The organism is Cellulomonas sp. NEAU-ZC6 (assembly GCF_056844425.1).
Map to the genome: position 1 here is coordinate 1 of NZ_JBXFYH010000002.1, position 21,706 is coordinate 21,706.

General features: G+C 72.1%; 9 protein-coding genes, 1 tRNA gene and 3 rRNA genes. 7 read left to right on the top strand and 6 right to left on the bottom strand.

The window, feature by feature from the left end:
• Nucleotides 1–145: 145 nt before the first annotated feature.
• The 3 genes from AC1050_RS10070 (at nt 146) to rrf (ending at nt 5,354) form a co-directional block, all read left to right on the top strand.
• Nucleotides 146–1,666 (top strand): 16S ribosomal RNA (locus AC1050_RS10070).
• Nucleotides 1,667–2,036: 370 nt separating this feature from the next.
• Nucleotides 2,037–5,148: ribosomal RNA gene (locus AC1050_RS10075) — 23S ribosomal RNA — on the top strand.
• Between the two features lie 89 nt (nt 5,149–5,237).
• Nucleotides 5,238–5,354, top strand: a 5S ribosomal RNA gene (gene rrf / locus AC1050_RS10080).
• Together the 16S, 23S and 5S rRNA genes form the textbook arrangement of a ribosomal RNA operon.
• 921 nt (nt 5,355–6,275) lie before the next feature.
• Here the strand turns inward: rrf and AC1050_RS10085 are convergent.
• From AC1050_RS10085 to AC1050_RS10095, 3 genes are all read right to left on the bottom strand, one after another.
• The gene (locus tag AC1050_RS10085; protein WP_482387275.1) at nt 6,276–8,093 is read right to left on the bottom strand and encodes a glycoside hydrolase family 6 protein; all 1,818 of its coding nucleotides are present in this window, start codon (nt 8,091–8,093) and stop codon (nt 6,276–6,278) included.
• A gap of 79 nt (nt 8,094–8,172) precedes the next feature.
• Entirely contained in the window at nt 8,173–9,243 is a 1,071-nt protein-coding gene (locus AC1050_RS10090) for a hypothetical protein (RefSeq protein ID WP_482387276.1), read from the bottom strand.
• A 102-nt stretch (nt 9,244–9,345) separates the two neighbouring features.
• Nucleotides 9,346–11,241, bottom strand: a complete 1,896-nt coding sequence (locus AC1050_RS10095) for an alkaline phosphatase (RefSeq protein WP_482387277.1) — start codon at nt 11,239–11,241, stop codon at nt 9,346–9,348.
• Between the two features lie 501 nt (nt 11,242–11,742).
• Here AC1050_RS10095 and AC1050_RS10100 point away from each other — a divergent pair.
• Nucleotides 11,743–13,632, top strand: coding sequence for a DUF7507 domain-containing protein (locus AC1050_RS10100; RefSeq protein ID WP_482387278.1), 1,890 nt, complete (start codon nt 11,743–11,745; stop codon nt 13,630–13,632).
• On the opposite strand, the gene AC1050_RS10105 is transcribed toward AC1050_RS10100, so the two are convergent.
• Both AC1050_RS10105 and AC1050_RS10110 read right to left on the bottom strand, forming a co-directional pair.
• On the bottom strand, nt 13,602–13,997 hold the full coding sequence (locus AC1050_RS10105) for a YchJ family protein (protein ID WP_482387279.1): 396 nt from the start codon (nt 13,995–13,997) through the stop codon (nt 13,602–13,604). The two genes, AC1050_RS10100 and AC1050_RS10105, sit on opposite strands and share 31 nt — an antisense overlap.
• An 18-nt stretch (nt 13,998–14,015) precedes the next feature.
• Entirely contained in the window at nt 14,016–16,754 is a 2,739-nt protein-coding gene (locus AC1050_RS10110) for an Ig-like domain-containing protein (protein WP_482387280.1), read from the bottom strand.
• Nucleotides 16,755–16,900: 146 nt separating this feature from the next.
• On the opposite strand from AC1050_RS10110, the gene AC1050_RS10115 reads away from it, so the two are divergent.
• From AC1050_RS10115 to AC1050_RS10125, 3 genes are all read left to right on the top strand, one after another.
• The gene (locus AC1050_RS10115; RefSeq protein ID WP_482387281.1) at nt 16,901–18,166 is read left to right on the top strand and encodes a threonine/serine exporter family protein; all 1,266 of its coding nucleotides are present in this window, start codon (nt 16,901–16,903) and stop codon (nt 18,164–18,166) included.
• Between the two features lie 64 nt (nt 18,167–18,230).
• Nucleotides 18,231–18,319: transfer RNA gene (locus tag AC1050_RS10120), tRNA-Ser, on the top strand.
• A 149-nt stretch (nt 18,320–18,468) separates the two neighbouring features.
• Nucleotides 18,469–19,659 (top strand): cation:proton antiporter, encoded by a 1,191-nt coding sequence (locus AC1050_RS10125; protein ID WP_482387282.1) that lies wholly within the window; start codon nt 18,469–18,471, stop codon nt 19,657–19,659.
• A gap of 28 nt (nt 19,660–19,687) precedes the next feature.
• Here AC1050_RS10125 and AC1050_RS10130 read toward each other — a convergent pair whose 3' ends face one another.
• Nucleotides 19,688–21,637, bottom strand: a complete 1,950-nt coding sequence (locus AC1050_RS10130) for a TPM domain-containing protein (RefSeq protein ID WP_482387283.1) — start codon at nt 21,635–21,637, stop codon at nt 19,688–19,690.
• Nucleotides 21,638–21,706 lie beyond the last annotated feature (69 nt).

A 21,706-nucleotide genomic window follows, 5' to 3' on the forward strand; every position in this document is an offset into this window, starting at 1 on the left:
TTTTTTGGTGTCGTGGGTCTGGCCCTGCTCCGTCTGGGTCGGCCCGCACAGCCATGTTGAACTGGCTGCCCCTTCGTCAGCGTGGGGGTGGTCGTTTCGTGTGTCGGTGGACTGCTGCCTTCGGGTGGTGGTTGCCATGTAGACATCAACGGAGAGTTTGATTCTGGCTCAGGACGAACGCTGGCGGCGTGCTTAACACATGCAAGTCGAACGGTGAAGCCCAGCTTGCTGGGTGGATCAGTGGCGAACGGGTGAGTAACACGTGAGTAACCTGCCCCTGACTCTGGGATAAGCCTTGGAAACGAGGTCTAATACCGGATACGAGACGCTCGGGCATCCGAAGTGTCTGGAAAGATTTATCGGTCAGGGATGGACTCGCGGCCTATCAGCTTGTTGGTGGGGTAGTGGCCCACCAAGGCGACGACGGGTAGCCGGCCTGAGAGGGCGACCGGCCACACTGGGACTGAGACACGGCCCAGACTCCTACGGGAGGCAGCAGTGGGGAATATTGCACAATGGGCGCAAGCCTGATGCAGCGACGCCGCGTGAGGGATGAAGGCCTTCGGGTTGTAAACCTCTTTCAGCAGGGAAGAAGCGCAAGTGACGGTACCTGCAGAAGAAGCGCCGGCTAACTACGTGCCAGCAGCCGCGGTAATACGTAGGGCGCAAGCGTTGTCCGGAATTATTGGGCGTAAAGAGCTCGTAGGCGGTTTGTCGCGTCTGCTGTGAAAACTCGAGGCTCAACCTCGGGCTTGCAGTGGGTACGGGCAGACTAGAGTGCGGTAGGGGTGACTGGAATTCCTGGTGTAGCGGTGGAATGCGCAGATATCAGGAGGAACACCGATGGCGAAGGCAGGTCACTGGGCCGCAACTGACGCTGAGGAGCGAAAGCATGGGGAGCGAACAGGATTAGATACCCTGGTAGTCCATGCCGTAAACGTTGGGCACTAGGTGTGGGGCTCATTCCACGAGTTCCGTGCCGCAGCAAACGCATTAAGTGCCCCGCCTGGGGAGTACGGCCGCAAGGCTAAAACTCAAAGAAATTGACGGGGGCCCGCACAAGCGGCGGAGCATGCGGATTAATTCGATGCAACGCGAAGAACCTTACCAAGGCTTGACATACACCGGAAACTTCCAGAGATGGTTGCCCCGCAAGGTCGGTGTACAGGTGGTGCATGGTTGTCGTCAGCTCGTGTCGTGAGATGTTGGGTTAAGTCCCGCAACGAGCGCAACCCTCGTCCTATGTTGCCAGCGGGTCATGCCGGGGACTCATAGGAGACTGCCGGGGTCAACTCGGAGGAAGGTGGGGATGACGTCAAATCATCATGCCCCTTATGTCTTGGGCTTCACGCATGCTACAATGGCCGGTACAAAGGGCTGCGATACCGCGAGGTGGAGCGAATCCCAAAAAGCCGGTCTCAGTTCGGATTGGGGTCTGCAACTCGACCCCATGAAGTCGGAGTCGCTAGTAATCGCAGATCAGCAACGCTGCGGTGAATACGTTCCCGGGCCTTGTACACACCGCCCGTCAAGTCACGAAAGTCGGTAACACCCGAAGCCGGTGGCCCAACCCTTGTGGGGGGAGCCGTCGAAGGTGGGACTGGCGATTGGGACTAAGTCGTAACAAGGTAGCCGTACCGGAAGGTGCGGCTGGATCACCTCCTTTCTAAGGAGCTTCTGACGCTCTGCCTGGTGCAGGGTGTGCAGAGACCAGGCCCGGACCGTACGCGTTCGGGGTGGTGCTCACGGGTGGAACATCAACTACGGCGACCTCTTGCTGGGTCGGCATCGCGTCAGTACTCCGCCTTCGGGTGGTCGGAACCTCGCACCGCTGATCTGGTCGGGTCGCCTGGGCACGCTGTTGGGTCCTGAGGGAACAGCCCGCTTTGGGGGTGTTGCTTCATGACGGGCCCGGTCGGTCGGTCGAACCGCTCACACCAGCTGGTGGGGGCAGGCGCCGGCGGAAGACCTGGGGATCGTTCGTTGTTTGAGAACTGCACAGTGGACGCGAGCATCTTTTAAAGTAATGTCTTTGTGGTCAAGTTTTTAAGGGCACAGGGTGGATGCCTTGGCACTAGGAGCCGAAGAAGGACGTTGTAGCCTGCGATAAGCCTCGGGGAGTTGGCAAACGAACCGTGATCCGAGGATGTCCGAATGGGGAAACCCCGCACGAGTCATGTCGTGTGACCCGCACCTGAATATATAGGGTGTGTGGAGGGAACGCCGGGAAGTGAAACATCTCAGTACCGGCAGGAAGAGATATTCCGTGAGTAGTGGCGAGCGAAAGCGGATGAGGCCAAACCGTATGCGTGCCAAGCCGGCAGGCGTTGCGTGTACGGGGTTGTGGGACCTTTCCGATGGATCTGCCGATCCGTCAGGGAGTCAGAAAGCCGCGTTATAGTCGAAGGGCATTGAAAGGCCCGGCACAGAGGGTGGTACCCCCGTAGACGAAATGACGTGGCCTCCCGAAGGGGATCCCAAGTAGCACGGGGCCCGAGAAATCCCGTGTGAATCTGGCAAGACCACTTGCTAAGCCTAAATACTACCTAGTGACCGATAGCGGACAAGTACCGTGAGGGAAAGGTGAAAAGTACCCCGGGAGGGGAGTGAAATAGTACCTGAAACCGTGTGCCTACAATCCGTCGGAGCCTCCCTAGCAGGGGTGACGGCGTGCCTTTTGAAGAATGAGCCTGCGAGTTAGTGGTACGTGGCGAGGTTAACCCGTGTGGGGAAGCCGTAGCGAAAGCGAGTCCGAATAGGGCGATACAGTCGCGTGCTCTAGACCCGAAGCGAAGTGATCTAGCCATGGGCAGGTTGAAGCGCGGGTAAGACCGCGTGGAGGACCGAACCCACCTGGGTTGAAAACCGGGGGGATGACCTGTGGTTAGGGGTGAAAGGCCAATCAAACTTCGTGATAGCTGGTTCTCCCCGAAATGCATTTAGGTGCAGCGTCACGTGTTTCTTGCCGGAGGTAGAGCTACTGGATAGCCGATGGGCCCCACCAGGTTACTGACGTTAGCCAAACTCCGAATGCCGGTAAGTGAGAGCGTGGCAGTGAGACTGCGGGGGATAAGCTCCGTAGTCGAGAGGGAAACAGCCCAGACCACCAGCTAAGGCCCCTAAGCGTATGCTAAGTGGGAAAGGATGTGGAGTTGCACAGACAACCAGGAGGTTGGCTTAGAAGCAGCCACCCTTGAAAGAGTGCGTAATAGCTCACTGGTCAAGTGATTCCGCGCCGACAATGTAGCGGGGCTCAAGTATACCGCCGAAGCTGTGGCATTCACATTTCAGGCAGGCCTTCGTGGTCCAGCCGTGTGGATGGGTAGGGGAGCGTCGTGTGGCGGGTGAAGCTGCGGGGTAACCCAGTGGTGGACGCCACACGAGTGAGAATGCAGGCATGAGTAGCGAATGACGGGTGAGAAACCCGTCCGCCGAATGATCAAGGGTTCCAGGGCCAGGCTAATCCGCCCTGGGTAAGTCGGGACCTAAGGCGAGGCCGACAGGCGTAGTCGATGGACAACGGGTTGATATTCCCGTACCGGCGAAGAACCGCCCATACCGAGCCCGGTGATGCTAAACGCCCGAGCCGCCGCACCGACTCCTTCGGGAGTCACCGCGGCGGGGAGCGCGTGACCCGATCCGGTAGTAGGTAAGCGTATTAACAGGAGTGACGCAGGAAGGTAGCCCAGCGTGGCGATGGTAGTCCACGTCCAAGGCCGTAGGGCGAGTGGTAGGCAAATCCGCCACTCACATAGCCTGAGAACCGATGGTGACAGCGTATGCTGGATGATTGGGTGATCCTATGCTGCCGAGAAAAGCTTCGACGCGAGGTTCTAGCCGCCCGTACCCTAAACCGACTCAGGTGATCAGGTAGAGAATACCAAGGCGATCGAGAGAATCGTGGTTAAGGAACTCGGCAAAATGCCCCCGTAACTTCGGGAGAAGGGGGGCCTGAAGCGTGTACCGGCTTGCCCGGGAAGCGTGGAGGGCCGCAGAGACCAGGGGGAAGCGACTGTTTACTAAAAACACAGGTCCGTGCGAAGTCGCAAGACGATGTATACGGACTGACGCCTGCCCGGTGCTGGAAGGTTAAGAGGACGGGTCAGCCGCAAGGCGAAGCTCAGAATTTAAGCCCCAGTAAACGGCGGTGGTAACTATAACCATCCTAAGGTAGCGAAATTCCTTGTCGGGTAAGTTCCGACCTGCACGAATGGCGTAACGACTTCCCCGCTGTCTCAACCGCGAACTCGGCGAAATTGCACTACGAGTAAAGATGCTCGTTACGCGCAGCAGGACGGAAAGACCCCGGGACCTTTACTATAGTTTGGTATTGGTGTTCGGTGCGGCTTGTGTAGGATAGGTGGGAGACTGTGAAGCCGGCACGCCAGTGTCGGTGGAGTCAACGTTGAAATACCACTCTGGTCGCTCTGGATATCTAACCTCGGTCCGTGATCCGGATCAGGGACAGTGCCTGATGGGTAGTTTAACTGGGGCGGTTGCCTCCTAAAATGTAACGGAGGCGCTCAAAGGTTCCCTCAGCCTGGTTGGCAATCAGGTGGCGAGTGCAAGTGCACAAGGGAGCTTGACTGTGAGACTGACAGGTCGAGCAGGGACGAAAGTCGGAACTAGTGATCCGGCGGTGGCTTGTGGAAGCGCCGTCGCTCAACGGATAAAAGGTACCCCGGGGATAACAGGCTGATCTTGCCCAAGAGTCCATATCGACGGCATGGTTTGGCACCTCGATGTCGGCTCGTCGCATCCTGGGGCTGGAGTAGGTCCCAAGGGTTGGGCTGTTCGCCCATTAAAGCGGTACGCGAGCTGGGTTTAGAACGTCGTGAGACAGTTCGGTCCCTATCCGCTGCGCGCGCAGGAAACTTGAGAAGGGCTGTCCCTAGTACGAGAGGACCGGGACGGACGAACCTCTGGTGTGCCAGTTGTTCCGCCAGGAGCACGGCTGGTTGGCTACGTTCGGAAGGGATAACCGCTGAAAGCATCTAAGCGGGAAGCCTGCTTCAAGATGAGGTTTCCACGCCCCCTCGAGGGGTGAGAGGCTCCCGGCTAGACCACCGGGTAGATAGGCCGGATGTGGAAGGCAGGACGCAAGACTGCCGCAGCTGACCGGTACTAATAAGCCGACAACTTCACCACAACACTTTGTGTTGCTACGCGTCCACTGTGCGGTTCCCGAACCACGAGCACCCTGCCGTCAGGTATGTGCTTTGACAGTTCGACAGAGTTACGGCGGTCATAGCGAAGGGGAAACGCCCGGTCCCATTCCGAACCCGGAAGCTAAGCCCTTCAGCGCCGATGGTACTGCACTCGCCAGGGTGTGGGAGAGTAGGACGCCGCCGGACATCCATTCACGAAGAGCCACCCCGCAAGGGGTGGCTCTTCGTGTTTCCCGGAACATTTCCCGGCCCGCGCACGCACCCGTGCACGCATGCCCCCGCAGCTCCCCGGGCGCCGAGATGACAACGCGCGCCTGTGCGTCGGCCCTGCCACGCAGGCCGGTTCTGCCACCTCGACGAGCCGCGGCCGGACGAGATCCCGCATCATCGCCGCCCTCGACGACGAGCGGCAGCCACGGTCACCTCTGAGGGCTCGGACGGCCACGTTCTCGCTCGGGGCGGTACGTAGGCGCTCGGTGCGGTCGCGCCGATGCCCGGGCTCATGTGCCAGACGCGCGGTGGGGCCCTGCGGATGGTCGCGCCTGTGCCGATGCCGATGGCCAGGTCCGCGTGGCTGCCGCGGGGTCGCGCCTGCGCGGTCGCGCCGATGCCCAGGCCCGCGTGCCGTACGCGCTGCTGCGCCCCGAGGCGGCGCACGGGTCGTAGCCGTGCTGACGACGCACGCGCCCTGTCCCACCACGTGGCCGTCGCCCCGCATCGTCAGATCGACCCGCTCGTCCTCGCGTGCCCGGGTGCCGAGATGGCACTTCGCGCCTGCGCGAGGGCCCGCCGCACAGGCCGGTTCTGCCATCTCGGCGGTTCGCGGCTCGACGCGGCGGGAGTCACGACGGTCCCCGGCGTCGCTGCCGGGTGTGGCCGTCTCCCAGTGGCTGGAGCCAGGGGTACGGAACGGGTGCTCGGGCGCCCTGCGGATCGCTCCGACCTACCGGGTCGGCTGTGCTTCCGCGCCGGCACGGGGCTCCGTCACCGCGTGGCCCTGGCGCGGAGGGTCCCGGTGCGCCGTCGAGATCCACTGCCGGTCACCTGAGGGTCAGCGCCCGTCGCCGCCCGGCTTGATCAGCGGGGAGGCGACGGGCGGCGCCGAGGTCACCAGGTGGCGCGGGCCGCCAGGCCGAGGGCGTACGACTCCCAGTAGGTGCCGGCGGCCGGACCACCGTTGCAGGTGCCGTCCGAGCGGCCGACCGTCTTGATCCACAGGTTCGCCACGTGCGGGCCGCCGGTGCCCGTCGCAGCGGGGGCCGGGCCGAGGGCGCGCCCCTCGGGGTTGCACCACACCGTGCCCTCCGGGCCAGCTAGGGGTCCGGCGCCGTTGCGCGAGGTGTCGACGACGAACGCCGCACCGCCGAGCAGTGCCGACAGGTAGGTGCCGTACGCGACCTCGTGGTCGGTGCGCTGGAAGTTCGAGACGTTGGTGGCGAAGCCCGCGGCGCGGTCGACGCCGGCCGCCCGCAGCCGCAGCGCCATCTCGCGCAGCTGGTCGGCGCTCCAGCCGAAGCTGTTGCTGCTGGCGGCGTCGAGGTAGACCTCGGCGCCCGCGGCGACGTAGGCCTCGACCGAGTCCCGGAGCAGCGCGAGCCGCTCGTCCCGGTTCCCGCACCGGTCCAGGTGCAGCAGGGCGTCCGGTTCGACGACGACGACCGCGCGCGAGCCCCGCAGGCCCGCAGCGACCGAGTCGACCCAGGCGCGGTAGCCGGCGGCCGTGGGGAACCCGCCGGCGGAGTAGCTGCCGCAGTCCCGGTTCGGGATGGCGTAGGTGACCAGGACCGGCGTGCGGCCCGCGGCGGTCGCGGCGGTGGCGTACGCGCGCACCGCGGTGGTGCCGTCGGCCGGGCCGAGCCACCGCGCGGCGCCGCCGGAGGCGGCCTTGGTCAGCAGCGCGGCGTCGGTGGCCCGGCCCCCGGCGGCGGCGGTGGCCGCGGCGCGCGCCAGGTCGGAGGCGGGGTCGGCGTACTGCGGGGCGCCCTGCAGGACGGTCCGGTGCAGCTGCTCGCCGGACCCGCCGGCGTCGGGGCGGGTGCCCGGGCCGGCACCAGGGCGGGGGGCGACCGGGAGGGCGGCGGGCAGCGGCAGGGTGACGACGGCCGGCACGCGCTCGCCGGTCGGGGTGGCGGTGGACCAGAGGCTCGCCCCGGCCGTGGAGATCACGTAGATCCGCGCGTGGTCCTTGACGACCAGGCGCGCGCCCGCCGCGGCGGGCGAGGGCGCGCCGGACGACCAGAGCACGGTCGTGCCCGACACGACCTGCAGCTCGCCGGCGGCCGTGACCCGTGCGACGGCGCCCCGCGTCGCGGTGCCCGTGCGCCAGACGGTGGCTCCGGCGCGGGTGAGCACCAGGTCGCCGTCGGCGCGCATGGTCAGGCGGACGTCGCCGGCCGCGATGGACTCGCCCGCCAGCAGCAGCCCCCCGGAGGCGACACGGTCGGAGTCGGTCGTCTTCAGGGCAGGTCCGTCCGTCGTCGACTTCCACACCAGCCGGCCGGCCGTGTCGACCGAGTACAGCACGCCGTCCGGCTTGATGATCGAGCGCGCGCCCGGCGAGGTGACCGGCGTGCGCCACAGCGTCGCGCCCGACCGTGCGCGGACCTCGAGCACGCCGGACGCCTGCTGCACGAGCCGCGCGCCCGGGTTCCCGGTGGTGCCCGTGTGCCAGAGGACCGGTCCGGACCCCCGCCGCAGCGTCACGTCGCCGTCGGCGCCGACCGTGAGCCGGTGCTCGCCCGAGGCCGCGACCAGCGAGGCGCCGGCGCCGAGCGACTGGCCCGACGTGAGCCGGTCGGAGACCGTGGCCGCCACCGAGGCGGACGCGGGGGCCAGGCCGATGACCGCCAGCAGCGCGGCGCTGGCGATCAGGATCGTGGCGGTCAGGGTCCGCGAGGCAGCACGCGGCGGGCGGGGGCGAGACATGGCGGGGTCCTCGATCGGGTAACGGCTTTCCCTCCCGATCGGCCGTCCCGCGCCGAACCCCTGCCCGGCTGCGGGTGAATCAGGCGGCGGACCCCTGCGCCTCGGCGACGGCCGCCGCGATCCGCTGCCGGGTCGCCGCCTCACGACGGTGCCGCAGCCCGCGCACCGCGAGCACGCCCCCGACGAGCAGGAGCGCCAGCCCGAGCTGCACCCACGGCACGGCCCACGCGGACCAGCCCGAACCGGCAGCGGCCGGCGCGACGTCGACCTCGTCCTCCCCGACGACCGACGGGGTCACGGCGACGTCCCCGGCGAGCCGCACGAGGGGCCAGGCCTCGACCTCGACGCTGCCGCCGGCGGTCTGCCCGGGTAGCACCTCGCGCAGTGCGGCACCGGTGGCGGACGCGCCGGCCACGCCGAAGGGGCCGGCGGCGTCGGCGGTCGCGGCCGCCCCGAGCCGGACGTTGCCGGTGTTGGCCACGGTGTAGTCGAGCCGCAGGGTCCCGGGGGCGAACGGGTTCCACGACGGCGTGTAGGTGGTGCGGACGTCCCGCACGGCCAGGGCCGGGGCGATCTCCCCGGTGACCCGCAGGTGCAGCCGGGCGCCGACGCGGCTGTCCACGGCGACGCCGTCGGCGCTGTCGGTGGCCAGGGCGGCGACGATGCCGGCGGGGTGGTCGCCGGGTGTGGCGTCGGCGGGCACCCGGACGACGAACGGCAGGGCCACCTCGGCCCCCGGTCCGACCTCGACCCGCTGCACGGCGCCCGGCTCGCCGAGGGTGCCGGCCGCGTCGCCGAGCGCGATCCAGGTCCCGGCACCCTCGGGCGCGGTGCCGGTGGGCGGGAGGTCGAACTGGCCGTCGGCGGTGACGACGCCGTCGCCCGCGTAGACGTCGAAGGTCGCGGGGTGGTCGCTGAAGTTGGTGAGCATGACGGCGTCACCGACCTCCGCGCCCGGGTCGACGGCGTGCCGGAACGACACCCGCGCGTCGGCGGCGGTCTCGGTGACCGCCGGCTCCAGGGACCACGTCGTCCGGGTGGCGGCGGCGGGGTCGGCAGCAGGGTCGGCGGCCGGGTCGACGGCGGCCACGGCCGGGGCGGCGGTCAGCAGCAGGGCCGTGGCCAGGGCGAGGGCGGCGGTGCGTGGCACGAGGTGCTCCAGGAAGAGGTGTGGGGAAGGGACGGGTGCAGGGCCCGGCGTGCCGCGTCGGCTCGCCGGGCCCTGCGTGGGTGGGTCAGGTCGAGCGGTGCGTCAGTCGACCGGGAAGAGCGACACCGTCAGCGAGCCGGCGTACTCGCCCGCGCGGGTGTCGACCGGCACCTCGAGCGCGAGCTCCGCGGTCAGGTCGGTCGTGCCGAGGCGGCCGTCGGACGTCGCCGTGGCGAGCGTCGCCGGGGCGGCGAGTCCGGTGCCGCCGCCGAGCACGGTGCCGACCGGCGAGCCGGGGGTGACGCCGGGCTTGGTGGTCAGCAGCCCCGGGGTCCAGCCGAGGTGCCCGGCGCGCAGGACCTGCGAGCCGGTCGACAGGTCCTCCGCCTGGCCGGAGACGGTCCAGCCGCCGTCGCCCGCCTGGGCGTTGGACCGGGAGTCGGTCACGGAGACGGTCGGCAGCGCGCCGCCGAACCGCAGCCGGTCACCGACGTTCGCGCCGCCGCCGAGGGCGACGCCCGCGCCGAAGTCCGCCACCGACATGGTGAGGGAGCCCTCGACCTCGCCGGCCTGCGGCACGGTCGCGGTCAGCGGGATCTCGCCGGCCTCGGGCGCGTCCTCGCGGCCCCACGACTCGAAGGCCACGCGGGCGACGTCGATGTTGTCCAGGTACGCGCCGCGGACCGGGTCGGTGCCGGTGGCGTACGAGGCGAGGAGCTCCGAGCCGGCGCCCTGGGCGAACAGCGGGACGAGCTGGTTGGTGTGGTTGCCGGAGAACCAGCCCTCGTCGGGCAGCTGGCCCTTGGCGCCGGTGAGCGGCGTCCAGGTGGGGTCGGAGTCGGACCCGTCCAGGTAGCCGGTCTCGTGGTCGGCGGTGACGATCAGCAGCGTCTCGTCCCAGGAGGACTCGGTCTCGACCCACTCGACGGCCGCCTCGACCGAGCGGTTGAAGTCGAGGGTCTCCTCGATGTTGCGGGTGGTCTGGTTGGCGTGGCCGGTCCAGTCGATCGCGCCGCCCTCGACCATGAGGAACAGGCCGTCCTCGTCCTGCTCGAGCACGTTCAGCGCGCCGCGGGTCATCGTCTCGAGGGACGCCACGTCGTTCTGCTCGACCGCGAAGGGCAGCTGGCCCTCGGACTCGCCCGAGCGCGCCTGCTGCAGCGTCGTGGCGACCTGGGCGAGGCCGAAGACCTGCTCCGGGGCGTCCTCGGCCGTGGCGAGCGCCTCGAAGCCGGCGCGGTCCTCGATGAAGGTGCGCGACGTCTGGCCGTCCTGCAGGCGCTGGAAGTCGCGCTCGCTGAGGGACGCGTAGTCCGGCTCGGTGGCCTGGTGGTCGTCGTCGTACCCGGGGTGGCCCGCACCCATGATCACGTCGAGCGGGCCGTCGATCATCTCGGCGGCGACGCCCGTCATGTCGTTGCGGCTCGCGTTGTGCGCGCCCCAGGACGCGGGCGTGGCGTGCGAGAACTGCACGGAGCTGACGACGCCGGTGGCCTTGTCGAGCTCGGCAGCGCGCTCGGCGACGTTCGTGACGCGGTTGCCCTCGGGGTCGATGCCGAGGATGCCGTTGTTCGTCTTGACGCCCGTGGCCAGCGCGGTGCCGGCGGCGGCGGAGTCGGTGGCGCCCTCGGCGATCCAGTCGAAGTCGGCCCAGGCCTTCGTGGGGTCGTACTCGGCGCGCCCGTTGGCCGAGTGGGTCGACATCGCGACCTGGACGGGGAAGTGCTGGAAGACCTGGGAGGCGGTGCCCGGCAGGTGCTCGATGGTGCCCGCCTGCGGGTCGACGGCGACCTGGGCGTAGGTGGTGCCGTGCTCGTAGAGGCTGGCGGCGTCGATGTGGTTGTAGCCCATGCCGTCGCCGATCATCACGATGATGTTCTTCGGCCCGGGGGCGTCGGCGGGGGCGGCCATCGCGGGGGCGGCCGCGGTCGTGGCGAGAGCAGCGGCGATCGTGCTGGTCCCGGCGAGCGCGAGCCACCGGGGAGGACGTCGAGTCATGGTCTCTTCCCTGTCGAGTCAGAGCGGGTGGTCACCCGCCCGCCCCGACCCTCGCCGTCACCCGTGACCGCGCCGTGAACGCCCGGAGAAACCGGACGTAACAGTCGGATCACCCACGGGTGGGTGATCACCCGCACGGCTGACCCGATGGCACCTAGCAACCCCCGCGGTGCGCCGCGGGACCACTCAACGTCGTCCCGGGTCCGGGCGATCGCCACTCAGCGCTCGCATGCGCGCCACCTGATCGGGTCGGTGGCGGCCACCGCTCTGCCTGTACTCGGTGCTCGGACGACGGCCGGGTGGCCGCGCCAGAGAGGACGGACGAGGCGATGCGCAGGCGGAGCTCGGCGGGACGGCGGCGGCGCACGGCCGCGTGGGCGGCGGCAGCCGTGCTCGGGATGGTGGTGTCGCCGGTGCTGCCCGCCGCCGCGGTGGACCCCGGTGCGGGGGGGGGGGGGGGGGGGCTCGCTGCTGCTGCGGGAGCCGTTCGACGGGGCGGACGTGTCGGACGCGCGCGTCCGCGCGCTCGGTGCGGCCTGCCTGACCGGCGCGGTCCCCGGGACGGCACCGCCGGCGGGCGGGTCGGACCTCGCCGGCTGCGAGCGCACGCTCGGGTCGCCGGCGCCGGGCGTCGTCCCGGGCTACGCCCAGCTCACCGACGGCTCGGCGGACCAGGCCGGCGCCGTCGCGCTCGACCGCTCGGTGCCGACGTCCGTGGGCCTGGTGCTGGAGTTCGACCAGTACCAGTACGGCACGGGGAGGACGCCGGGGGACGGCATCGGCGTGATCCTGGTGGACGGCGCGTTCGACCTCGTCTCCGTCGGCGGCACGGGCGGCTCCCTGGGGTACGCGCAGCTCGGCTACGCCGACCGCCCCGGCGTGGCCGTCCCCGGGGTGCCGGGCGGGGTCCTCGGCCTGGGGCTCGACGTGTACGGCAACTTCGCGAACGACGACGAGGGCCGCGGCACGGGGTGCGCCGAGCCGTCCCCGTACGGTCGCGCCCACAACGCCGTCTCGCTGCGGGGTCCGGGCTCCGGTGACGAGGGCTACTGCTGGCTCGCGACGCAGATGCTCTCGCTCACGACGCAGCGGCTGGACGTCGTCACCGCCGACCCCGACCTGGCCCGGCGCAACGTCCGCGTCACGATCGGCACCGAGACCCACCCGTCCGTCACGGTCGAGATCGACTTCACGGGGACCCGCGGCCAGTACGAGCAGGTCCTGAACCACGTCCTGGACGAGCCGCTCCCCGAGACGGTCAAGGTCGCCTTCGCGGCGTCGAACGGCGGCTACACGAACGTGCACCTCGTCGGGGACGTCGAGATCCGGACCGTCGAGCCGCTGGCCGCGCTCGACCTGGTGGCCCAGGTGGCGCACGTCGACGGGCTCCCCGAGCAGTTCCGGACGGGGTCGTCGGTGCCGATCGACCTCGTCGTGACCAACACCGACGCCGAGCCGCTCACCGACGTGCAGGTGCACCTCCCCGTGGCCGGACCGGGTGCCGTGTGCGAGCTGCCGGCCCTGGGTCCCGCGGGGTCCGCGACGGCGTCGGCGGTCTGCCGGGCGTGGGTCGTCGTCAGGGCGGAGCACGCCCGGGCCGGCGAGCTGCTCACCGCCGCGACGGCCACGGCGACCGGCGCGGAGGGGCCGGTGCACGCCGCCGACACGGCTCTCGTCCCCGTCACGGGCAGCCCGGCGCTCGCCCTGATCACGGCCGCCGCTCTGGACGCCGGGCACGACCAGGTCGTGGTCGGCGACGTCGTGACGCTCACCTACGAGGTCCACAACGCCGGCGACGTCGACGTCCACGACCTGGCGGTGCACGAGGAGCTCGGGCCGACGGTCACGTGCGACGCGACCACGATCGCCCCGGACGCCGTCGTCGCCTGCGCGGCGACGCCGTACCCCCTCCGGGCGGAGGACGTGGCTGCCGGGCAGGTGACCAGCACGGCGACCGCGGACGGGAACGTCCCCGCCCACGCCGACCCGCTCGTCCCGGTGACCAGCACGCTGGTGGCGCCGCTCGTCCCGGCGACGGACCCGGACCCGGACCCGGGGCCCGACCCGGACCCGGACCCGGGACCGGGGCCTGATCCGGACCCGGAGCCGGGGCCCGACCCGGAGCCGGGGCCCGATCCGGACCCGGGCCCCGGTCTGGGCGGACCGAGCGGACCGGGTGGCGGAGCGGGCGGTGCAGGAGCCGGTGATCCCGTCGCCGGCGGACCGGGAGCGGGCGAGGGCGCGCCGCCTGCCGCGGTCGCCGACGGCACCGGCCTGGCACGCACGGGGACGTCCCCGGTCGCCGCGCTGGCGGTCGCGGTCGGCCTGCTCACCGCGGGAGTGCTGGCGCTGCGGGCCCGTCAGGCCGGGTCCACCGAGCCGTCCACGTAGGACCAGCCGCCGTCCTCGCGGACGAACCGGCTCACCTCGTGCAGGGCCCCCGGTCCGTCGGCGTCCCGGTAGGTGGCGCGGAACTCGACGGTGCCGGCGGTGTCGAACGGCCCGCCCGCCGACGTCGCCAGGACGTCCAGCCGGCGCCAGCGCACGTCGGGGTCCAGGTCGACGTCGGCGGGCCGGGTGGACCGGTGCCAGGTCGTGACGAGGTACGCGGCGTCCCCGACCGCGAACGCGCTGTACCGGGAGCGCATCAGCGCCTCCGCGGTCGGGGCGGTGCGCTCGCCCCGGTGCAGCGGGCCGCAGCACTCGGCGTAGGCCAGGCCGCTCAGGCAGGGGCAGCGGGTCGGGGTCGCGGGCACGGGACCAGTATCGCGGGGTCAGTCGTGCGGCAGGGACCGGCGGACCCGCGCGCGCAGGGTGGCGCCGGCACCGACCAGCGCGAGGGCGAGCACCCCGAGGACGCCGACGGCCGCGCCCGTGGTGGGCAGGCGCCCGCCGGGCGATCCCGTCGACCCGGGGACGCCGGAGACGTCCGGCCCGCCGGTCCCGCCGTCACCGTCGGGCACGTCCGGCACGTCGGGCACGTCCGGGGCGGTCACGAGCACCGTCACCACCGCGGTGTCGCACGCCGGTGAGGCGTCGGCGGCGCAGACCTGGTATGTGAAGGTGTCCGTCCCGGCGAACCCGGGCGCCGGGGTGTACACGAGCCGCCCGTCCACCACCGCGACCGTGCCGTTCGCGGGCGGCGTGGTCACCTCCGGCGCGAGCACCGTGCCGAGGTCGTTCGCGGCGACGTCGACGACGACCGCCGTGCCGGCCGGCGTCGTCGCGTCGTCGTCGGTGGCGACCGGGTCGACGAGCACCGTCACGAGCCCGGTGCTGCACAGCACGGGGATCCCGTCGTCGCAGACCGTGTACTGGTAGGCGTCCCGGCCCGCGAACCCCGGCGGCGGCGTGTAGGTGGTGCTCGAGCCGGTGACCGTCGCGTCGCCGGTCTCCGGGTCGAACACCGACGTCAGCGTCACCGCGTCGCCGTCGGGGTCGGAGACGCCGGGATCGCCCGTGACCGGGGTGCCGACCGACGTCTCGAGCGCGAGCGGCGGTGCCAGGGGCGGCGTGTTGTCCGGGTCCACCCGCACGGTCACGACGGCGGTCGCGCAGTCCGCCGGGTCGTCGGGGGCGCAGGCGGCGTAGGTGAGCTCGTCGGTGCCGAGGTAGCCCGGGCCCGGGGTGTACAGCACGGTGCCGGTGGCCGGGTCGAGCGTCGCGAGACCGTGGCTCGGCCCGGCGACCTGGGTCCCGGCCAGCACCGCACCGGCGGGGTCGTTGGCCTGCACGTCGATGGTGACCGGCTCGTCCACGAAGGTCGTCGCCTCGTCGTCGACGGCCCGGGGGTGCACGATCAGCGTCACGGTCGCCGGGGCGCTGCACCGCGCGGGGACCTGGTTGTCGCAGACGACGTAGGTGAACGTGTCCGTGCCGACGAAGCCGGGGGCGGGGAGGTAGCCGAACAGGCCGTTCGGCAGCAGCACGAGGACCCCGGACGCCGGGCCGGTGGCGGTGCTGTACCGCAGCTGCAGGTCGGGGTCGGGGCTGCTGCCGGCCACCGCCGAGACGATGGGCCGGCCGACGTACCCCTCGCGCACCAGGTCCTCGGCCGTGGGTGGGCCGACGACCGGCGGCGTCGGGGTGACCTCGGTGGTGACGGTCTCGGAGGCGGCGGTGCCGTCGTTGTTCGACGTGTCGGGGTCGGGCGTGGTCGCCGTCGCCCCGGCGGTGTTCACCAGCTCGCCGTCCGCCGGCGCGATCCCGGTGACCGTGAACGTCACCGCGGCCCCGGGAGCGAGCGTGCCGGGCGTCCAGGTCACCGTCGGCGGGGCGACGACGCCGCCGTCCGAGGCGACGACGTCCGTGAGCGTGCCGGGCAGGACGTCGGTGACGACGACGCCCTCCGCGGTGTCCGGCCCGGAGTTGGCCACGGTGATCGTGTAGGTCACCGTGCCACCGGGCGCGACGGTCGCCGGCCCGGACTTGCGGACGGCGACGTCGGCGGACACCGGGGCGGCCGGGTCCGCGCAGTCGGGCGCGGGGTAGTCCGCGGGGCCGGGCACCGTCAGCGGGCGCTGGTCGACGTTGGTCACCGAGCCGGCGCCGGAGGCGGGGAACGTGCCGGGCGCGTCGACGAAGATCGGCACGATCCCCGAGTCGCCGTCGAAGCCGCCCTGCACGCTGGTCGCCCCGCTGAACACGTACCGGCCGAAGCCGGTCACCGCCCCGTCGTCGCCGAGCGTCGTCGCGGTGAGGGCCGCCGTCGGGTCCTGCCGCCACCCGCCCTGGTTGACGAACCCGCCGCCCAGCGCGACCAGCCCGGTGCTGCTGGACGCCGCACCCGCGTTCGTCAGGCCGCCGGACGCCGACAGGATGCACAGGTTGGTCAGGGTGCCCGAGCCGTTGACGACCAGGTCGCCGCCGAGCGTCGCCGTCCCGGCGTTGGTGAAGGGGCCGTCGACGATCGTGGTGCCGCTCGCGGTGAGCGTCCCGTTGTTGAGCAGCGCGACGCCGGAGTTGAGCGTCGCCCCGCCGGGCAGGGCGAGCGTCCCGTCGTTGACGATCGTGCCCGCGGCCGGGACGAACGGCCCCGTCACGGTGAGCGTGGCACCCGCCGCGACGGCGACGGTGCCGGGGCCGTTCAGCGTCAGGCCCGCGAACGTCGCGGTTCCGGCGACGTCCAGCACGAACCCCGTGCTCGTCGTGATCGCCGGCATCGACGCCGTCCCGCCGGGCGCCACGTAGAGGCTGCCCGCGGCGTTGTTGACGTACGCCGGCGCGAGCGTCGCGCCCGCGGCCACGCACAGCGTCGCGCCGGCCGGCAGGGAGTTGACGCCGCCGACCTGCGTGCCACCGGCCAGCAGCACGACCTCGCCGGCGGCGACGTCGAGCGCGGCGCCGGAGGCGGACCCGAGCACCGTGCGGGTCGGGGCGGCGCAGTTGTCCGCCGGGGCGGCCAGCGCGGGACCGCCCGGGCCGAGCGCCGCGAGCGACCCGAGCAGCAGCCCGGCCAGCGCGGCGAGGCCCCCGCGCCGTCGAGCGGACCCGCGAGATGACGTCGTGCGCACCGTGTCTCCGCCTCGGTCGGCCCGGCCCGCCGATTCCCCCGACCGGCCGGCCGCCCTCAACGTAACCGGCGACGACCATCCCGGCGAGGGGACGGCGCGGACCGACGTCCCGGTCCGGGGCGCCCGCGCCCTCCATCATGGGTGCCGTGCCCACCCAGCCCGGAGACGACGAGCTCGAGCTCATCCGCCAGTCCGGCGTCGCCCTGCGCGTCGGCCGGCTCAGCCTGTCCGCGGGGACCGGCTCCTACCGCGTGAAGTCCTCGATGGCCCGGATCGCCCACGCGCTGGGCGTCGACCGGCACGCCGCCCACGTGACGCTGACCGAGATCACCACCACCTCGCACCGCGGCGCGAGCTTCCGCACCGAGGTCGCGGAGGTGCGGTCGGTCGGCATCAACGCCGACCGGCTCGCGGAGCTCGAGCACCTGGCCGGCTCGCTCGCCGCCTCGGGCCGGCGGGCCACCGTCGACGAGATCACCGCCGAGCTGGACCGGATCGAGCGGAAGCCGCCGCTGTACCCCGACGTCGTCAACGCGCTCTGGGCCGCCGTGGCGTGCGCCGCGTTCGCCTTCCTCAACGCCGGCGGCCCGGTCGAGATGGCCGGCGCGTTCGTCGCCGCGTGGCTCGGCCAGCTCACCCGGCGCACGCTGCTGCACCGCGGGCTCAACCAGTTCGGCGTCACGATGGTCGCCGCCGCGCTCGCGTGCCTGGCCTACCTGGGGCTGGTGTCCGTCCTGCACGAGCTCGGCGCGACGGAGGTGCGGCACGCCGCCGGGTACGTGTCCGCGGTGCTGTTCCTGGTGCCGGGGTTCCCGCTGGTCACCGGCGGCCTCGACCTGGCCAAGCTCGACTTCTCGGCCGGGCTGGCCCGGCTGACCTACGCCCTGATGATCCTGACCTCGGCGGCGCTCGCGGTCTGGGGCGTGTCCATCGCCGTCGGGCTGACGCCGGACCCCGAGGCCGCTCCCGCCCTCGCGCCCGCCGCGCTGCTGGTGCTGCGGATGCTGGCGAGCTTCGTCGGCGTGCTCGGGTTCGCGCTGATGTTCAACAGCCCGTGGCGGATGGCGCTCGGCGCGGCCGTGGTCGGCATGGTCGCGAACACCGGCCGGCTGTACGTGCCGGAGACCGTCGCGCCGCAGGCCGGTGCGGCGGGTGCCGCGCTGCTGGTCGGGCTGCTCGCGGGGTACGTGGCGCCGCGGCTGGGCGTGCCGCGGATCACGGTCTCGGTCCCGGCGGTCGTCATCATGGTGCCCGGCGTCTCGGCCTACCGGGCGGTGTTCTACCTGTCGAACGGCGACACCACGCAGGCCCTCGCGTACGGCGTGCAGGCCGGGCTGGTGGTCGTCGCGCTGTCCGTCGGGCTCGCCGTGGCGCGCATGCTGACCGACCGCGAGTGGGGGTTCGAGCACTGACGTCCACCGCGCTCACGGGCCCTTTTGGCGGACGCCGTGAGTGCCCGGTACTGTGGCGCAGTCTGGAGACGTCGCATAGCCAGGTCTAGTGCGCGACCCTGCTAAGGTCGTGAAGGGGCAACCCTTCCGTGGGTTCAAATCCCACCGTCTCCGCTTCCACGAAGGCCCGGTCGGCATGACCGGGCCTTCGTCGCGTCCAGGGCCCGGGTTCACCCACCCGGGGTGACCCTGCGCGGCGCCGGCCACGGTCTGATGGGGTCGAGCGGGTCCCCGGCCTCGGCACGGCGACGGGAAGGTCGCGCATGGAGGTCCTGCCGGTGTGCGTGGCTCTCGCCACGATCTTCGCGTGGTGCGCGTCCGCCGGTCGCCTCGGACGCACCGGGCTGACCGCCCCGATCGTGTTCGTGGCGGTGGGCTTCGTGCTGGCCGAGGTGTTCGACGCTCCGGACCTCGGTGCCGAGCCCGAGCTGGTCATGCTGATCGCCGAGGTGACGCTGGTCTGGGTGCTCTTCGGGGACGCGTCCGGTGTCCGGTGGCGGGCGTTCCGCCGCGATCTCGGCACGTACGGCCGCCTGCTCGGGATCGGGCTGCCCCTCACCGTGGCGCTCGGCACCGGTGCCGCGGTGGTGGTCCTCGGCCTGGACCCGTGGCCCGCGCTGCTGGTCGGTGCCGCCCTCGCGCCGACCGACGCCGCCCTCGGCGCGGGCGTGATGTCCGACCCCCGCGTGCCCGACGACGTGCGCCGCGCGCTCAACGTCGAGAGCGGGCTCAACGACGGCATCGTGACGCCGGTCGTCCTCGTCGCGATCGCGGGGACCGCGGTGGACGAGGGGATCGCCGGGGTAGGAGGTCCCGGGCTCGCCGTGCTCTCGCTGCTCGTCGGGGTCGCGGCCGGTGCGGTGGTCGGCGCGCTCGGGGCCTGGTGCACCAGGCGGGCGCGCGAGCTGGGGTGGCTGCGCGACGAGCTCGACGGGATCGCGGTCCTCGCGCTCGCCCTGCTCGCCTACGCCCTCGCCCTGCTCGTCGACGGCAACGGCTTCGTCGCGGCGTTCGTCGCGGGGCTGGTCTTCGGGAACGTCGCCGGGGACCGGCGGGAGCAGGAGGTCACCCTCGTCGCGCAGTCCGGGGACCTCGCGTCCATGATCAGCTGGCTGGTCTTCGGCGCCCTCGCCGTGCCGGTGGTCCTGGAGCGGTGGAGCTGGACCGTGCTCGCCTACGCCGCCCTCAGCCTCACGCTCGTGCGGATGCTCCCCGTGGCGCTGTCGTTGCTCGGTGCCGGGTTCGGCCGGTACCCGGTCGCCTTCATCGGGTGGTTCGGCCCCCGTGGCCTCGCCTCGGTCATCTTCGCCCTGCTCGCCCTCGAGGGGCTCGGTGACGAGGGCCAGGAGGTCGTCGCCGTCATCTCGCTCACCGTGCTGGTCAGCGTCCTCGTCCACGGGTTCAGCGCCGGACCGCTGGCTCGTCGGTTCCCCGACGTGCTCAGGACGGGCTAGCCGACGACGCCCGCCGCGACCGGCGGGGTCAGAACCGCCCGCCCCCGCCCCGGCGGCCGCTGCTGCCGCCGGACCGTCGTGGCGCGCTCGACCGGCGGCTGCTGCTGGAGCGCCGCGGCGCCGACCCGGACCGCCGGGACGACGACCGGGAGCGGGACCCCGACCCCCACCCGGTGCGGGTGCCCGACGAGCCCCAGGACGGCTCGTCGTGCGCGGCGGCCAGGCGTCGGCGCGCCCGGTCGACGTCCGCGAGCGCCGCCTGCTGCGCCTCCTCCGCCCGGGCCGCCGCGGCGCGCAGGGCGTCGAGCGCGGCGACGGGGTCGCTGCCGACCGCGACCTCGCCGGCGACGGCGAGCCGCTGGGCGTCGGCGAGCCGGGTGCGGGCGGTCGCGCCGACCGACCAGCGGTCGCGGGCGATCGTGGCCTCGACGGCGGCGATCCGGGCCTGCACGGTGGCCTGCACCTGGGGCAGCCGCTCGACGGCGTGCGCGCGCGCCGCCTCGCTGGCCCGCAGCGGGTCGAGCACGCGGTCCAGGCCGGCCTCGGCCGCGCGCAGCGCCGTGAGCACCGCCAGCGGGTCCAGGCCGGCGTCGGCCGAGCGCGCGCGGTCCTGCTCCCGGCGGGCGACCGCCACCGCCGCCCGCACCGGCTCGCCGTCCGCGCCGAGGCGGGTCGCGTCAGCCAGGTCGGCCTCGATCTCCGCGCTCACGGCGTCGATCTGCTGCGGGGCGGTGGCGAGGTCGGCGGCCTGCTGGTCGAGGGAGTCCAGGACCGCGGCCGCACGGGCGAGCGCCGCACGGGCCTGCGTGGCGTGCGCGACGGCGGCGGGCCGGTCGGTGTCGAGCACGGCCAGCCCGGCGTCCGCCTCGGTCGCGGCCTGCGCCGCCAGCCCGGCGGCGTCGGCGACCGCGTCGGGCACGTGCGCCATGGCGGTCGGGGCGTAGCCGCGACGCACCGCCTCCCAGGTGGTCGTCCCGGTGTCCTGCGCCCGCGTCGCCAGGCGGCCGGCCTCCTCCCGGGCCGCCGCGAGGTCCTGGGGCACCCGCTCGTGCAGCGCCCTCAGCCGGTCGACCGTCTCCCGCTGCTCCGCCAGGATCGTGTCGACCCGCGCGCAGCCGTCCAGCACCGCGAACGCCAGCGTGCGGCGCCGGGCGTCCGGCTCGGCCTGGTCGTCGTCCAGCTGCTGACGCTCCCGGAACGCCTCCGCCAGCACGGTCCGGGCCTCGGCGACGGCGGCGGCGAACGGCGCGACGTGCACGGCGCCGAGCTGCGCCTCGATGAAGCCGGCCTCCTGCACGGCGGCCGTCACGGCCTCGTCGGCGGCGACCAGCGCGCTCGCCGAGCGGTCGTCCAGCTCCGCGAGCTCCGCCGCCTCCCGCTCGGCGGCGCGGCGCCGGAGCACCAGGCGGTACCCGCCGTACCCGAGCAGCCCGGCCGCCGCCAGGGCGAGCAGCACCCGGAACGCCACGGTGCCGCGGCTCGCCGGCGGGTTCGCCGCCCGCTCGTACCCGGCCGCGGCGGCGATCGCAGCACCTGCCCAGTCGTCGTCGCCCAGCGCGGGCTCGATGTCGTCCTGCTCGACCGTCGACAGCGCGGCGTCGGACAGCGCGATGTCCTGCTGCACGGACACCTGGTACCGGCGGTCGCCCACCGCGACCGCCAGCAGGATGTCGTCCCGGCCGAGCCCGGAGGCCTCCGCCGTGCTGTCGGCCCACGCGCGGGTGCTCATGCCGTCGAAGCCGTCCACGTAGACGACGAACAGCTGGTACGGCGTGGCGTCCGCGAGGTCGTCCAGGGCGTCCGCGACCTGCCGCTCCTGCGTCGGCGTGAGCACGCCGGCCAGGTCGGTGACCGCGCCGGGCACGTCCTGCGGCGGCTCGGCCGCCACGGGTCCGGCGGCCACGACGGCCCAGCAGGCCGCGGTCAGCAGGGCGGTGACGGCGCGGCGGCGGTGCGAGACCGGCGGTCGGACGGGCATGCGGGCTCCGGGGGTCGGGCGAACGGGTGAGGTCGCGACCGGACCGGCACGACCGCACCAGTGTGGCCG

What these genes read in the sequence shown, in the direction of transcription:
- AC1050_RS10085 (WP_482387275.1), bottom strand. Translation starts at nt 8,093, where the DNA reads ATGTCTCGCCCCCGCCCGCCGCGTGCTGCCTCGCGGACCCTGACCGCC.
- AC1050_RS10095 (WP_482387277.1), bottom strand. Translation starts at nt 11,241, where the DNA reads ATGACTCGACGTCCTCCCCGGTGGCTCGCGCTCGCCGGGACCAGCACG.
- AC1050_RS10125 (WP_482387282.1), top strand. Translation starts at nt 18,469, where the DNA reads ATGGAGGTCCTGCCGGTGTGCGTGGCTCTCGCCACGATCTTCGCGTGG.
- AC1050_RS10130 (WP_482387283.1), bottom strand. Translation starts at nt 21,637, where the DNA reads ATGCCCGTCCGACCGCCGGTCTCGCACCGCCGCCGCGCCGTCACCGCC.